Annotated in this window: 14 protein-coding genes; 7 read left to right on the forward strand and 7 right to left on the reverse strand. The window is 29.2% G+C overall.

Going from position 1 to position 15,908, the window contains the following annotated elements; translation table 11 throughout:
• The first annotated feature begins 111 nt into the window (after window positions 1–111).
• On the forward strand, window positions 112–264 hold the full coding sequence (locus IPP08_04220; GenBank protein ID QQS67377.1) for a hypothetical protein: 153 nt from the start codon (window positions 112–114) through the stop codon (window positions 262–264).
• A 186-nt stretch (window positions 265–450) separates the two neighbouring features.
• Here the strand turns inward: IPP08_04220 and nuoF are convergent, their stop codons facing one another.
• Window positions 451–1,779 carry an NADH-quinone oxidoreductase subunit NuoF gene (gene nuoF / locus IPP08_04225; GenBank protein QQS67378.1) on the reverse strand — a complete coding sequence of 443 codons (1,329 nt, stop codon included), beginning with the start codon at window positions 1,777–1,779 and terminating at the stop codon, window positions 451–453.
• 281 nt (window positions 1,780–2,060) lie between these two features.
• On the opposite strand from nuoF, the gene IPP08_04230 reads away from it, so the two are divergent.
• A complete protein-coding gene (locus tag IPP08_04230; GenBank protein ID QQS67379.1) occupies window positions 2,061–3,578 on the forward strand; it encodes an aldehyde dehydrogenase family protein in 1,518 nt (505 codons plus the stop codon).
• Window positions 3,579–3,713: 135 nt separating this feature from the next.
• On the opposite strand, the gene IPP08_04235 is transcribed toward IPP08_04230, so the two are convergent.
• From IPP08_04235 to IPP08_04245, 3 genes are all read right to left on the reverse strand, one after another.
• Entirely contained in the window at window positions 3,714–4,703 is a 990-nt protein-coding gene (locus IPP08_04235) for a GHMP kinase (GenBank protein QQS67380.1), read from the reverse strand.
• Between the two features lie 77 nt (window positions 4,704–4,780).
• Complete coding sequence (locus tag IPP08_04240; GenBank protein QQS67381.1) at window positions 4,781–5,497, reverse strand: nucleotidyltransferase family protein; 717 nt, start codon at window positions 5,495–5,497, stop codon at window positions 4,781–4,783.
• A 70-nt stretch (window positions 5,498–5,567) separates the two neighbouring features.
• Window positions 5,568–6,233, reverse strand: a complete 666-nt coding sequence (locus tag IPP08_04245; GenBank protein QQS67382.1) for a nitroreductase family protein — start codon at window positions 6,231–6,233, stop codon at window positions 5,568–5,570.
• 296 nt (window positions 6,234–6,529) lie between these two features.
• Between IPP08_04245 and topA the strand changes: the two genes are divergently transcribed.
• Window positions 6,530–9,112, forward strand: coding sequence for a type I DNA topoisomerase (gene topA / locus IPP08_04250; protein QQS67833.1), 2,583 nt, complete (start codon window positions 6,530–6,532; stop codon window positions 9,110–9,112).
• 46 nt (window positions 9,113–9,158) lie between these two features.
• Here topA and IPP08_04255 read toward each other — a convergent pair whose 3' ends face one another.
• The 3 genes from IPP08_04255 to IPP08_04265 form a co-directional block, all read right to left on the reverse strand.
• Window positions 9,159–9,398 carry a hypothetical protein gene (locus IPP08_04255; protein ID QQS67383.1) on the reverse strand — a complete coding sequence of 80 codons (240 nt, stop codon included), beginning with the start codon at window positions 9,396–9,398 and terminating at the stop codon, window positions 9,159–9,161.
• 77 nt (window positions 9,399–9,475) lie between these two features.
• Window positions 9,476–10,033: a ribosome recycling factor gene (gene frr, locus IPP08_04260; GenBank protein QQS67384.1), complete on the reverse strand. Its 558-nt coding sequence runs from the start codon at window positions 10,031–10,033 to the stop codon at window positions 9,476–9,478.
• A gap of 61 nt (window positions 10,034–10,094) precedes the next feature.
• A complete protein-coding gene (locus tag IPP08_04265) occupies window positions 10,095–10,835 on the reverse strand; it encodes a UMP kinase (protein ID QQS67385.1) in 741 nt (246 codons plus the stop codon).
• A 339-nt stretch (window positions 10,836–11,174) separates the two neighbouring features.
• Between IPP08_04265 and IPP08_04270 the strand changes: the two genes are divergently transcribed.
• The 4 genes from IPP08_04270 to IPP08_04285 all read left to right on the forward strand — a co-directional run bounded on the left by IPP08_04270 (window position 11,175) and on the right by IPP08_04285 (window position 15,848).
• Entirely contained in the window at window positions 11,175–11,918 is a 744-nt protein-coding gene (locus IPP08_04270) for a hypothetical protein (protein QQS67386.1), read from the forward strand.
• Between the two features lie 7 nt (window positions 11,919–11,925).
• The gene (locus IPP08_04275) at window positions 11,926–13,359 is read left to right on the forward strand and encodes a T9SS type A sorting domain-containing protein (protein ID QQS67387.1); all 1,434 of its coding nucleotides are present in this window, start codon (window positions 11,926–11,928) and stop codon (window positions 13,357–13,359) included.
• A gap of 691 nt (window positions 13,360–14,050) precedes the next feature.
• Entirely contained in the window at window positions 14,051–14,452 is a 402-nt protein-coding gene (locus tag IPP08_04280) for a hypothetical protein (GenBank protein QQS67388.1), read from the forward strand.
• Window positions 14,439–15,848 (forward strand): T9SS type A sorting domain-containing protein, encoded by a 1,410-nt coding sequence (locus tag IPP08_04285; GenBank protein QQS67389.1) that lies wholly within the window; start codon window positions 14,439–14,441, stop codon window positions 15,846–15,848. The genes IPP08_04280 and IPP08_04285 overlap by 14 nt, the downstream gene beginning before the upstream one ends.
• Window positions 15,849–15,908: the final 60 nt, after the last annotated feature.

The raw sequence follows: 15,908 nt of genomic DNA on the forward strand, positions 1-15,908 counted from the left end.
TAAAGAAGTAAGGTTTGAAAAATTATAAATTAAAAATTAAAAAAAATAAATGAATAATAAACATGAAGAATAAAAAATATTGGGTGGTAAGTCTGCTCTTGTTGTAGTTATGTGTGGGTATTATCTTGCAGCCCAGATACTGCCCCAAGTAATTATTTCTTGCATCAGAATATTAGAGAATCTAAGATAAAATATGGTAACCCAATAGGAAAATATTTACCATACATATTTGAAGATGTAGCTGGTTATATAGAGAGTCATTAAAATTAACAATACTGATTTATTAAATTAATAATTGAGTCATTATTTATTGAATATCAATACATTAAAAATAAATTTATTAACTGTTGTATCAAATTACAAAAGATGCTATCCTTTTGGGTCAGACTCTTCTATTTAATTTTTAAAGGAATTGATTTTATAATATTGATTAACTTTAAACAGTACCAATTATTTATGAGCCAATAATCTCTCTCGTAATGAATGAACTACATTTAAAATTGGTAATTCTAAGTTTGGTTTAACAATTGACTCAAATTCAGAACGCAATCTTGTAATTGTATGTCTAGTTGGCCAAGCAGCCGCATCTCCTAATGCACAAATTGTATTTCCCTCAATATTATTTGCGATATCTACCAATAAATCTAAGTCATTACTAGAAGCTTCACCAGCAACTACTCGAGTTAAAATCTTTTCTAACCAACCACAACCTTCCCTACAAGGAGTGCATTGACCACAAGATTCATGATGATAAAATTTAATCAATCTTAATAACATCTTTGGTATATCAGTATCTTCATCCATAACAATTATACCGGCTGTTCCAATTGATGAACCAGCAGATTTTAAAGCAGGATTATCCATCATTACTCCATCTAATTGATCTGCTCTTAAAATCGGCATAGAGCTTCCTCCTGGTATTACTGCTTTCAATTTTTTGTTTTTCCAAACACCACCTCCTAAATCATTAATTATATCAAGTATTGGTAATCCAGTAGGTACTTCATAAATACCTGGTTTGTTCACATGCCCAGATATTCCTACTAAAATTGTACCTGGATGTTTTGGTGCTCCAATTTTTGAATAATCTTCCCAACCTAATTTAAGTATTACTGGAACATTAGCTAAAGTTTCTACGTTATTTATTGTTGTTGGCATTCCCCATAAGCCAACTCCTGCTGGAAAAGGTGGCTTAACCCTTGGATAACCTCTATCTCCTTCAAGTGAGGTCATTAAAGCTGTTTCTTCACCACAAATATATGCACCAGCACCTTTATGAATTACAATGTCAAGAGAGTAGTCATGACCAAATGTAGATTTCATCTTATCTCCAACAAGACCTGAATCATAAGCATCTTTAAGTGCTGTTTCCATAAGGTTTACCCACTTATGATATTCACCTCTAATGTATATAAAAGCCTTATTTATACCCATTGCAAAACCTGCAATCAGAATCCCTTCAATTAATTGATGAGGATTGTATTCAAATATCTGCCTATCCTTAAAAGATCCAGGTTCACTTTCATCTCCATTAATTGCTAAATATTTTGGTTTCTCATTTCCCTTTGGCATAAAACTCCACTTCATCCCAGTTGAAAATCCTGCTCCACCACGCCCAGCCAAACCTGATTTCTTTACTTCATCAATCAATTCTGATTGAGTCATTGTAATTGCTTTCTTGTACATCTCATATCCACCATTTGATTTATAAACACTAAGCTTATAAAGCTCTGGAATTTCTGGTAGAATTAATTTTGGGAAGTCTTTATATTGTAGCATAAATTAGAAATAAATTTAAAATGCAAAATTAACTTGTATTATTTTACAAACAAAGAATAAAAGTAATTTGATTTACTTTACTTAAAATTTATGAAAATATTTTTTTAGCTTTGCAAATTTTTTTGGAGATTTATAAATTCTTTATTTTTCTTCTAAAAATATTATGATTTTAATCTTCGAATTAAAAAATTGAAGGTTAATTAATTTTTAAATCTAGATATAAAACTTATATTGCTTGTATTAATTTGTAAAAATATATTTTCAAATAATTCTATAATTAAATGTCTGAACAAACAAACAATTCAATAGCTTTAATTTCACCTAGTAAAACTACATTAGATCAGAATGGATTATGTAGATATGGTAAAATGTTGATTAATGGTGAATGGGTAAATTCTATTAACGGAGAAACATTCAAAGCTATTTATCCTGGGAATGGCAAGGTAATTGCTAATGTTGCATCGGCTAATTCTGAAGATGTTGATTTGGCTGTTAAGGCTGCTCGTAAAGCTTTCGATGAAGGGGGATATAGAAAAATGAATGGTGCTGATAGAGGAAAGTTGTTGTGGAAAATTGCTGATTTAATGGAACAAAATATTGAAGAACTTGCTGAGCTTGAAACTTTAAATAATGGCAAACCACTTGTTGAATCTCTAAAGGTTGATCTGCCACAATCAATTGAATGCTTTAGATATTTTGCTGGATGGGCAGGAAAAACAACAGGTGAAACAATTGAACCAAATACAAAAGGAGCAAATGCTCTTACTTTTACCTTAAGAGAGCCTATTGGTGTATGTGGTCAAATAATTCCTTGGAATTTTCCATTACAAATGGCTGCTTGGAAAATAGCTCCTGCAATTGCTTGTGGTAATACTATTGTTATCAAACCTGCAGAACAAACTTCTTTATCCATTTTAAGACTAGGTGAACTAATGATGGAAGCTGGAGTTCCTAATGGTGTTATTAATATTATTACAGGTCTTGGTGTTAGAGCTGGTGGACCATTAGTAGATCATCCATTAGTAGATAAAATAGCATTTACTGGTTCGGTTGAAGTTGGTAAAATTATTATGAAAAATGCCTCAAATACACTGAAAAAAGTAACACTTGAATTAGGAGGAAAATCTCCTCATGTTGTTTTCGCTGATAGTAATATTGAACTTGCTGCTAAAGTTGCATTAATGGGAATTTTCTTTAACTCAGGGCAAATGTGTACAGCTGGAAGCCGCATTATTGTTGAAGCTTCAGCTAAAGATGAGTTTATGAATGTGTTAACTAGTCGTGCCAAATCAATGATTGTTGGTGATCCACTTCATCCAAAAACTAGAACTGGTTCACTAGTAAGTCAAGAACAATTAGATAGAGTTTTAAGTTATATAGAAAAGGGTAAAAATGAAGGTGCAAATATCTTAGTTGGTGGAGAAAGAGTTGGGGTTGAAGGATTTTATTTACAACCTACTATTTTTGATAATGTTAATAATAATATGACAATTGCACAAGAAGAAATTTTTGGTCCTGTTGCTTCTGTAATTACTTTTGATGGAATAGATGAAGCTATAAAAATTGCTAATGATTCATCTTTTGGGTTAGCAGCTGGAGTTTGGACAAATGATATTAAAAAAGCTATTAGATTTGCAAAAAGTGTTAAGGCTGGTAGTATTTGGGTAAACACGTATAATATGACTGATAATGCACTACCTTTTGGTGGTTTCAAAGAATCTGGTATTGGAAGAGAAATGGGTAAAGCAGCAATGGATATTTATACTGAAACTAAAACTGTTTGGATAGATTTAAATTAATTATAAATACAATATCATTAAAATATTATTAACTGAATTGTATTTGGTTACTATTAAAATTGAATCCTTAAAGAAAATTAATTCTTAAAGGATTTTAATATTTTTTATGAAATAAATGTATAACATGGAATCAAACTATTTCCAAGAATAAGGCATTTGATTAAAAACAATCTTTGTTCCATGAGGCTCAAGCATAAATGGCATCTCTCTATAATTAACCATACTTTCTCTTAAAGAATCCTGTTCATTTCTTTTACAATATGTCATTAAAAAACCACCCCCTCCAGCACCACAAATCTTACCTCCAAGTGCACCACCTTTAATTGCTAGATTATACATTCCATCAATTGTACTATTTGTAATTCCGCTTGCTAATTTTCTTTTTAACTCCCAATTTTTATTTAGAATCTCTCCAATTAAATCTAAATTACCTTTGTTAAGTGCTTCATAGGTTTTATATGCAAGCTCTTTAATCTCATTATGAAATTCAATATTAATTGATATGTTATCTTTTTGTTCTGACAAAATGTTGGCTGCTTTCCGAACAATATTAGTAAAGAATAACATTAAATTGCTACCAAATCTTCTTTTAATTGAAGTAGGAATATTAAATTTTTCAACAATAACACTTTCATCTTTATTGAATTTAATACCACAAATACCACCGTAAGCAGCAATATATTGATCTTGTTTGCCAATTGGTTTGCCAAGTATATCAATTTCAATTTTACATGCTTCTTCTGCTAATCTTGATGTGTCTACATTTATTCCAAGATATTGATAAAATGCATTTAAAAGTCCTACAGTCAAAGTGGAAGATGAACCTAACCCTGAGCCTTCAGATGGAATATCAGCTAACATAGCAACTTCAAAACCATTACTCATTCCAGTCATTTTTGCAGCTTCTCTAACTAACTCATGGTTAATTTCATTTACATTATCAACAATTTCTTTTTGAGCATAATCTACATATATTTTATCGTCATATCTTTCTTTTACAATGACATAAATATATTTGTCAATTGCTGTTGAAACTACATAACCTCCATTCAATCTATAATAATCTGCTAAATCTGTGCCACCACCAGCAATTGAGATTCTTAGCGGTGTTTGAGTAATTATCATTTAAAAATATAAAGTGGGTTTATAAAATTTGGAACTAACTATTTGAGAAATTTATTTAAAAAATTATATAACTCTTACTAATAATCAAAATTGAAAAATCTTTTAACTTCTTCATTTGCAATTTTTAAATTTTCATGAGTACCAATATCTCTTATATAGCAATCAAGAATTTTACCATCCATTTGTCCTATCATTTTTGACATTACATCATTTGCAAAATCATACGGAAACTTAGTTTGTTTAGAATCAAAAAAGTTAAATAAATTTTTTCTTCCAACAAAAATTCCAGATGAAGCTAAATTGTTTTTTGGAAATTGTGGTTTCTCTTCAAAATCAATAATCTTACCATTTTCATCTAAATCAACAATTCCACAGTTAGATGGATTCTTTGAATGAAATAAACCAACAGTTAACGGAAATTCATAAATATTATTAAATTCGATAAGTTCTATTAAATTAACATTGGTTAAGTTATCAGCGTACAAAATCAAAAAACTATCTTCATTTTCTATAAAATCTTTGTTTGCTAATATAGTACCAGCACTCCCTAATAATTCACTTTCATAAACAAGTTTAATTTTAACTTTACCATTATATTCTGAACAAAACTCTATTACTTTTTTTTGTAAGTGATGTAGATTAATGAGTACCTCAGTAACATTATTTTCTTCGAATAATTTGAACCAATAACTTAATAATGGAATTCCATTTATAGGAATCAAACATTTAGGAACTTCATCAGTTAATGGTTTTAATCTAGTACCGAATCCTCCAGCAAGTAAAAATGCTTTCATGTTAGTTGCAAAAATAGTAAAGAATTTTGGTTTGAACTCTACACAACTATTTAATTGAATTATAATAACATTAAAAAAAACTAACAGAATCATTAAATGATTTCTTCTTAATTTTTGGCACTTGAGCATTACGTTCAGGTAATCCACATACTAAAATTAAATAAGGTCTTTCATTATTAGATCTATTCAAAATAGTATTTAAAAAATTCATAGGGCTTGGAGTATGTGTAAGAGTTGCAATACCTGAAAAATGCAAAGCAGCAATAAGAAAACCTACAGAAATTCCTACAGATTCTTGAACATAGTAATTTTTAACTTGTATTCCATTATTTTGTATCTGATAACTTTCCCCAAAAACGACTATTAAAAATGGAGCAACTTCTAAAAATTCTTTTTTCTCATCAGTACCTAATTGAGCAATTGCTTTAAGCCATTCAGGAGAAGCCCTTTTAGTATAAAATTCATGTTCTTCTTCTTCAGCTTTTTCTCTAATTTCTTTCTTTAAAATTTTATCTGAAACAACAACAAAATGCCATGGTTGCTGATTTGCACCGCTTGGAGCTGTTAAAGCTGAAGCTATACAATTTTCAATAACTTGGATGTCAATTTCTTCTGATGAAAAATTTCTAACAGTTCGGCGTTGTTTAATATTTCTAAAAAATGCATCTGAACTACTCTTCATCTCTTCATTTGAAAACCCTTTAAATTGAAGTTTAGTAAATGTTGGATTTGACATTTAGAATTGTTTGTTTAGGTTTAAATATTATTAAATTACAATTTAATTCTTTACTGTTTTAAATTAAATTCAGTCTGATTCCCAAAAATCATTTTAAACAGAAAATTATTAAATTTAATTTTCGGAATGTGATTTCTCAACTAAATTATATTATCTTTGCGACCGTTTTATAAAACTATGAATCTATTTTCAAAGCTTCTAATTATTAAAGTTTTTAAATTAATATTTATATTTCCATTAAATTATTCTTAGTTTCTACAATAAATTTAATTATCATTCAAAATTAAAAAAATAAAATATTGTCAAGAACATTAGTTATTGTTGAGTCACCAACTAAAGCAAAAACCATAAAATCTTTTTTACCTTCAAATTATGTTATTGAGGCATCCCTTGGTAATGTGAGAGATTTGCCAGCTAATGCTTCAGAAATTCCTGAGTCTTTAAAAAAAGAGAAATGGGCTAGAATTGGTGTAGATACTACTAATGGTTTTAAACCATTATATATTATATCTCCGTCTAAAGTTAAAACAATAAAAAAATTAAAAGATTTATTAAAAGAATCTGATGAGTTAATAATTGCAACTGACGAAGACCGTGAGGGGGAATCAATTGGTTGGCATTTACTTGAAGCATTAAAGCCAAAAGTTAAAGTTAAAAGAATGGTTTTTCACGAAATAACAAAACCTGCAATTGAGTTAGCTTTAGCAAATACTCGCGAATTGGATACTAAATTAGTAAAAGCCCAAGAAGCTAGAAGAATAATTGATAGACTTTTTGGTTATACACTTTCTCCTTTATTATGGAAGAAAGTTGCACCAGGATTATCAGCAGGTAGAGTGCAATCTGTTGCTGTAAGGGTAATTGTTATTCGTGAATTAGAAAGAAGGGCATTTAGAAATGCTAATTTTTATGACTTAAAAGCTGAGTTAAATAAAAATAATTCTACTCAAAAATTTGAAGCAATCCTTACAACATTAAATGGAAAAAGAATTGCAACTGGTAAGGATTTTAATTCAGAAACTGGTAAGCTAATTGATGGAAAAGATGTAATATTGTTAAATAGTAATGAAGCTGAAAAGTTAGTAGAAAATTTAGCTAAAAGTAATTTTGTAGTTTTAAGCATCGATGAAAAAGAAGAATTAAGAAAACCTTCTCCTCCATTTATTACTTCTACGTTACAACAAGAATCCAATAGAAAGCTAGGGCTTTCTGCACGCGATACAATGCGTGTGGCTCAAGGTTTGTACGAAAAAGGGTTTATAACTTATATGAGAACTGATTCTGTAAATCTTTCTCAAACTGCTTTGGATTCAATTAGAGAGAGTGTAATTACTAGATATGGGAATGAATATTTAAGTAAAGTTGAAAGAAAATTTACTACAAAATCAAAGTTAGCCCAAGAAGCCCATGAAGCTATAAGACCTTCTGCAGAGGGCATGCCAACTTCTCAAGAATTGAAATTATCTGGTGATGAAGCAAATTTATATGAACTAATTTGGAAACGTTCAATTGCTACTCAAATGGCAGAAGCAAGAATAAAATTTGTATCTGCAAACATTAAATCTGGTGATGCAATCTTCCGATCAACTGGCAGAAGAGTTGACTTCCAAGGTTTTTTCAGAGCTTATGTTGAAGGTGTTGACGATCCGGAAGCTGCACTTGAAGATAAAGACGCACCATTACCTTATTTAAATATAAATGAAATCTTAAATTGCAATGATCTTAATGCAATTAGTCATACAACAAAACCTCCAGCAAGATATACAGAAGCTACTATTATTCAAACTTTAGAGAAAGAAGGAGTTGGCAGACCAAGTACTTATGCAACTATAATTAATACTATTCAAGATAGAGGTTACGTTCGTAAAATTAGTGGACAGTTAGTTCCTACTTTTACAGCAATGGCTGTAACTTCACTTTTAGAAAAACATTTTCCTCATTTAGTTAATTTGAGCTTTACTGCTCAAATGGAGGAAACCCTTGATAATATTGCAACAGGTGGTGAATATTCAGTGAACTATTTAGAAGAATTTTATAATGGTGAAAATGGTTTGGATAACACTGTAAAAACTAGAGAAAAAGATATTGACCCACGTGAGGCTTGTACTATTGTTTTACCAGGGCTTTCAGCTGAAGTTAGAGTTGGAAAATGGGGAGCATTTATTGAAACTGTTTATGATGGTGAGTTAACAAGGGCATCACTGCCTGAAAATACTACTCCAGCAGATTTAAACGATGAAATTGCACAACAAATTATTCTTAATAAATTAGCTACTCCAGAGTCTATCGGTGAATTTCCTTCAACTAATCAACCAATATATTTAAGAACAGGTCCTTACGGATCATACGTTCAGTTAGGAGATGAAGATAAAGCAAAAAGAACTTCTTTGCCAAAAGGTATTACATTAGAAAATATAACTTTAGCTCAAGCTATCTCTCTTTTAGAGCTTCCAAAAGTTATTGGACAACATCCTGAAACTGGTAAAGAAATTAGGGTAAATATAGGTAGATTCGGACCATATGTAGAACATAATAAAGAATATGCTTCACTCAAATCTACCGATAATATTTTTAATATAGGTTTAGATAGAGCTTTAGAACTTTATGAATTAAAAAAATTAGGGGGGACTAAAAGAGGGTTGTTAAGAATTGTTGGAACACATCCAATTGATAATAGTCCAATTGAGCTTTATAGTGGTTTGAGAGGTCGTTCATCGTATATTAAATGTGGTGATATTAATGCCCCAATACCTAAAGAAAAACAAGTTGATACTATAACTTTAGAAGAATGTATAGAGATTATTGCCGAAAGAAAAGCTAACCCTCCAATTGTTATTGAGAAAAAGAAAACTTCTCCGAGAAAAAAGAAAGCTATTTAATTGCGAATATTTAATATAAAAAATGAGAATTATATAAAATTAATTCTCATTTTTTTATAGTCTCTTGTAACAATACTTTAACAGATTCTATCAAAGTTCTAATCTCAATAATCTCAGATGGAGATACAGATTTTGATATAGGTTTCTGATAAAAAATTTCGAGTGAATTTAATGAAAGTAATGAATCTGTTAATATAGAAAGGCATGTAACAATTCTTCCTCCATTTTCTCCATGTTGAAAAATTGCGTTTTCTAATTCATTTGAATAAACTTTTGGTAAGGACATTTAATATTATATAAAAAATAAAAAAGGTCAAATCAAAAATAGAATGACCTTCTAGATATTAATGAAATTTGAATTTTCTATACAGTCATAATCTCTTTTTCTTTTTCAAATAATGCTTTTTCTAATTCAAGTATGTATTTATCAGTAAGTTTTTGAACTGAAGTTTCACCCTCTTTTCTTGTATCTTCACTCATACCCTCTTTCTCAGCATTTTTTAAATCTTCCATTCCATCACGTCTTGAATTTCTAACACCAATTTTAGATTCTTCTCCAATTTTTTTTGCCATTTTCACAATCTCTTTCCTCCTTTCTTCAGTTAAAGGTGGTACAACTAATCTAATTACTGATCCATCATTATTTGGAGAAAATCCCAAGTTTGCAGCTATTATGGCTCTTTCAATTTGACCTAATAAATTCTTTTCCCATGGTTGAATTAGAATTGTGTGAGCATCTGGAGCAGATACAGAGCCAACTTGACTTAATGCAGTTATTGTACCATAATAATCAATTTGTACAGACTCTAACATTGAAGTAGAAGCTCTACCAGTTCTTAGTTTGCCTAACTCAACTTTACAATGTTCTAATGCTTTTTTCATACCATCTTCAGTGGTATTTAAAATTAGTTTTAATTCCATATAAAAATTATATAATTATAAATTTAAAATCTGTAATAAATTGGAGTTAATGAGTTGTAATTTATTCTGATAAAATTGTTTCAACTTCTCCAACAGTTGTTCCAATTTTTTCTCCATTTATAAATTTCTTTAACACTCCAGCTTTGTCTAAAGTTATAACAGCAATTGGTAATTTATTTTCCTGACACAATGTAATTGCAGTCATATCCATAACTCTTAAATTTTGTTTTAATATATCTTTAAAATTTACAGATAAAAATCTTTTAGCATCTGGATTTTTTTTAGGATCACTATCATAAACCCCATCAACACCATTTTTACCCATTACTAATATGTCAGCACTAACTTCAAAAGCTCTTAAAGCAGCAGCAGAATCGGTAGTAAAATAAGGATTCCCAGTGCCAGCACCAAACAAAACTATCCTGCCTTTTTCTAAGTGTCTAACAGCTCTTCTTCTAATAAACGGTTCAGCAATTTGTTCCATTCTAATAGCTGTTTGTAATCTTGTCATCATCCCTTTTTTTTCTAAGGAGTTTTGGAAAGCTAAAGCATTAATTACTGTTCCAAGCATCCCCATATAATCTCCTGTAGAACGGTCAATTCCTTGAGTTGAAGCGTTCATTCCACGAAAAATATTACCACCACCAACCACAATTGCCACATCAACTCCTAAATCTTTTATTGATTTAATTTCATCGCATAAAAAGTCCATTACAGCAGGGTCAATTCCATAACCAGAATTACCCATAAGGGCTTCTCCACTTAACTTTAAAAGAATTCTTTTATATTTGGGAATAATCATTTAATAGTATCTTATTTTATATAAATTTTTGCAAAGATATAAAAAATAATTCCAATAATAATTTTCAAAACATTCTTTATTGGATTATGATTAAATCAAACTCTTTTAATAAATATAAATGTTATGTTTGAATTAAGTTAATTATAGATTTAATTTATTCGCTAATTAATGATAAGTTTGAATTAAGTTAATTATAGATTTAATTTAATCATTAATTGTTGAGAACAAAACCTTAATAGACCCCGACTACAAAGAGATGTAGTTAAAGCATAAATATCTAAAAATTGCCGATTCATAAAGGGATAAATAATTTACAACGTTTTTAAATTACAAATTGAAATGAAACAAAAAGAAATCAAAACCTTGAGCCTAAAAGGTTCGGCAAGGAACACAGAGAGCCATAGCACCACACTGCGAAATAATAAAATATTCATAACATTAATTTTCTTAATTTATTTTGTAATTAATTTTGATCTTTATTCAAAAATTGAAACTCCTACCTTACCTCCTCCAAGCCCATGCGTTGGTTGTCAAAATTTATATTGGTATAGTATACCATTAAATTTTACATATAAATGTCCGGATAGTACAAATTGTTATATGGTTGTAACATTTGAAATAGCATTAGGTTGTGCTACTTGTGAAGTTTGGATTGATAGTATATCAGAACCCACGAATTGTTCTTGTTCTGGAAGTTATGATTATAATTTAGAATTTAAAGCAGCTGTTGCTGCAATACTGAATTATATGAGCACACCACCAACCTTGTGCCAAAGTACAATTCATATTTACACCTCAACATGTTGGATTACATCAGAACCAATCATAGTTGGAATAGGAGCAAATGGACAACCAATAACAATGGAATTTACTACACCATGTGGAGAGAATTGTTGTAAAAATACTTATGATTTAACAACAGTACCACCTACTTATTTAGGCACAATAGTATACAATAATGGCATAGATACTTGTTTCCCAGTATGGGGAATAAGGAAATCAAATGTATGCTATAAAATAGAATGCGAAGATTTTATACCATATGCAAGATTAAAAGATAAAAGATTAACACAAACAAAATAAAACTAATATGAAAAATTATATTACAATAATAATAGTTTTTTATTTTGTAACTATTTCACTAAAATCACAACCGCATATTTGGAAAGAAGTATTATTTATACCAAGTGATATTTATTTTGCAAATTTTTATAACGGAGTAGTACTTGATTCAAATAACGTGATTGTACCATATTCAGCAAAGGATATAGAGGGAATTGATGGCACTGTATTGGGATTAATAAGTACGAGTAATGGTGGATTAACATGGGAACATATACTAAAAAATTTTAAAGTTGAAGGCACAAAAACTACCATTTGGCCAACAGTAGTAGAATATGTTTCAAATGAAGATATATTCGTTGGAGCTAAATCTAATTACATATTAAAAACAAACGATGGTGGTAAATCATGGACACCAATTTTGTTGCCATATTTGAAAAGAACAGATTCTTATGGTTATGATGAAGTAGTTTTACTAAGTATGTACGATAAAAATTATGGAATAGCATTGTCTGATAGTGAACCATTCAGTGTAGCAACAAAATTATATTCAACAAAGGATGGATGGAAAACATTTAAAGAGGTTAAAGTACCACAAGACTATTATATAATACAAGCATCATCAGGAACATATTCAGGTTATATAAAGTGTTTAGGTAAAAATATATTCGTCTGTAAAATATTAAATAAGAAAACCAAAAAGAATGAATACTTAGCAAGAACTACAGATGGAGGAGAAACATGGAAAATAATAGAAGATCCAGTAAATTCGTATATACCAAAAGACTCAATACAAGGCAGAACAATTAAATTTTTAGATACACTTAACGGATGGTGTTTAGGTCATATATATCCAAAGGATGTAATTAAGGAAACAACACATGGATATATATCAAAAACAACAGATGGAGGAAATAGTTGGCAATTTGTGGAACATATAGAAATGCCAATAGACCCAGATACAATAAACCATAATAGAAATAATTATTATATGGATTATTTTAGAAACGATAAAAATTTTATGTTAGCAACCCCATTTTCAAGTAGAAGAGATAAATTAGGGAAATGGTTAATAGATAGTACAGAAGAAGTATTATACTGGAGAAAGTTTTATTATAAAAGCAAATACAATATAACACCAATATATATGGGAGTAAACGAAAGCAAAGTATATAAAGATTTCGGAGAATATACACCATCTAATATAATAGAATATGGAATAGCAATAAACGTAAGTATAACCCCAAACCCAGCCCACAACAAAGCCACAATACAAATAGAGAAAGATAAAGGAGAAGGGAATGTAAGTTTATATAATATATTAGGTGAGCAAGTAAAGAGAAAAGACTTTTTAAATGAAAGCCCTATAAGCCTTGATTTAAGCGGTATTCCAGCAGGATGTTATAATGCAGTAATAAAAACAAAATGTGGAATAACTATAAAGAAAATAATAGTTGAGTAAACTTAAATTAATTTATAAGAACAAAACTCCTAGCAAAAAAAGTGAGGAGTTTAATAAAAAAAATAATTAATAAAAAGAATTTAAATAAAAGATAAATGTTAAGTTTGAATTAAGTTAATTATTGATTAAATTTATTCATTAATTATTGAGAACAAAACCTTAAAAGACCCCTACAACAAAGAGATGTAGTTAAAGCATAAATATCTAAAAATTGCCGATTCATAAAGGGATAAATAATTTACAACGTTTTTAAATTACAAATTGAAATGAAACAAAAAGAAATCAAAGCCTTGAGCCTAAAAGGTTCGGCAAGGAACACAGAGCCACAGAGCCACAGAGCCACAGAGCAACAGAGCCACAGAGCAACAGAGCCACAGAGCGTAGTAGAATCTTTAAACAAATTTTATTAACATTAATAATTTTTATTGGGATTATTAATATTTCAAGCTCACAAGAAAATGGAGATATACCTGGTCCAAGACCAAGTGATTGTGTATTATGCAGAAGTAATAGTTGGATAAAGAAATCATTAGATATAGATATTTGTCCTCAAGTTCCAAACCAACCAGGATGTAAAATTACAATAACTTATTTCATACCATTACATACACAAAACGATATTTACGATTGTGGTTATTGTGAAGTTTATATAGGTGAAATTGAGATTCCAAATGGAAGTTGTAGTTGTACATTGCCAATCAATTTATTTAATTTTATAATTCTTAAAGCAGTTAAAAATTATATTTCAATTGATTATTTTTGTAGATTTCAAACAATCCAATCATATAATTCAACTTGTTACGAAAAAGTATTAAATTTACCAACAGTTCAAAACCAAAATGCAAATGGATATAAACTTAAACCTTGTGGTACTTCTTGCTGTAGAAGGACAATAATGTATTCAGATGAAGGAAATTATATTTCTAAAGCTGTAAGAATAGGTATAAATGACAATTGTTTAGCAGATGTACCAATTCAAAACTGGGTTCCTGGATTATGTTTTGATACAAATTGTGATGTTCCAATTGGAGATGGCGATCAAAATTTAGTTTTAAATTTTAAAGAATCTAATTTAAAGAATGAAAATAGATAAAAATAGAATGAAATCAATAATTGTCTTTTTAATTTTTATAAATTTAGATGTTTATTCCCAAAAAGTACATATTTGGAAAAAGGTTTTTGACTTTAATAATGTATATATAGGTCGAATAATTGATGCTGAAATAATAGACTCATTAAATTCTATAGTTTTAGTTTCAGAATCCACAAATTTAATAAAATACAAGATAAAAAAATCAACTGACAGAGGTAAATCATGGGAAGAAATAAATTCAAACTTTCAATTTGAACCACAATGTTTATCATCACCAAAAATTAATACAATATACATAGGAGGACCATCAAGAAATTTGTTAATAACCAAGAATAATGGATTGGATTGGGAAAATAAAAAATTGAAAGTTGGAAAAATTAGTGATGGTTATTCTGTATTTTTAATATCAATGTATAATGAAAATGAAGGAATTGCCTTGTTAACTCAAGATGTATTTTATGGCTTAACAGAATTATATTCCACAAATGATGGATGGAAAACATATGAAAAAGTAAAACCACCAAATGGATTTAGTTTTGTAAATCCTTTAGCATTTCGAAAACCATATATCAAATGTATTTCAAAGGGTGTTTATTTTACAAATGTAATAGAAAAATCAGATACAATGCAAAAGGAACAATTAGCATTATCTAAAAATAGTGGTGAAAGTTGGCAGATAATATCAAAATCTAGTATATTTAAAGAACCATCAGACAGTATTCGAGGAAATTCATTCGATTTCATAGATTCTGTAAATGGTTATGCATTTGGAGATCTCAATGTAAATAATGATTCTATGCCATGGGGCATACTATCTAAAACAACCAATGGAGGACAAACTTGGGATAAAAAAAATGTTTTCACATTACCATATATTGTAATTAATCCAATTAAAGGTGCAGTTTATAATGGTGGAATAAGTGTTAAAAATGATACAACAGGAATAATTGCAATGCCTTTTGCAAGTAGATTTTATAATAATGAAAATAAATTAAGGATTGATTCAGTAGAATTAGAATCTTGGTTTAGCAGGTTATTTGTAAAATCTAGAGGTAAAATAGAATCATATTTAGCTTACACATCATTTGAAAAAGTAGATAATTTACTAGCAGATTTCGGAGAATATACACCATCTAATATAATAGAATATGGAATAGCAATAAACGTAAGTATAACCCCAAACCCAGCCCACAACGAAGCCACAATACAAATAGAGAAAGATAAAGGAGAAGGGAATGTAAGTTTATATAATCTATTAGGTGAGCAAGTAAAGAGAAAAGACTTTTTACATGAAAGCCCTATAAGCCTTGACTTAAGCGGTATTCCAGCAGGATGTTATAATGCAGTAATAAAAACAAAATGTGGAATAACTATAAAGAAAATAATAGTTGAGTAAACTTAAATTAAAATTCAAATTTGAAATCCTTTCAATTAATTGAGAGGATTTTTTTTTATA

It is taken from the genome of Chlorobiota bacterium, from assembly GCA_016700335.1.
GTDB lineage: Bacteria > Bacteroidota > Ignavibacteria > OLB7 > OLB7.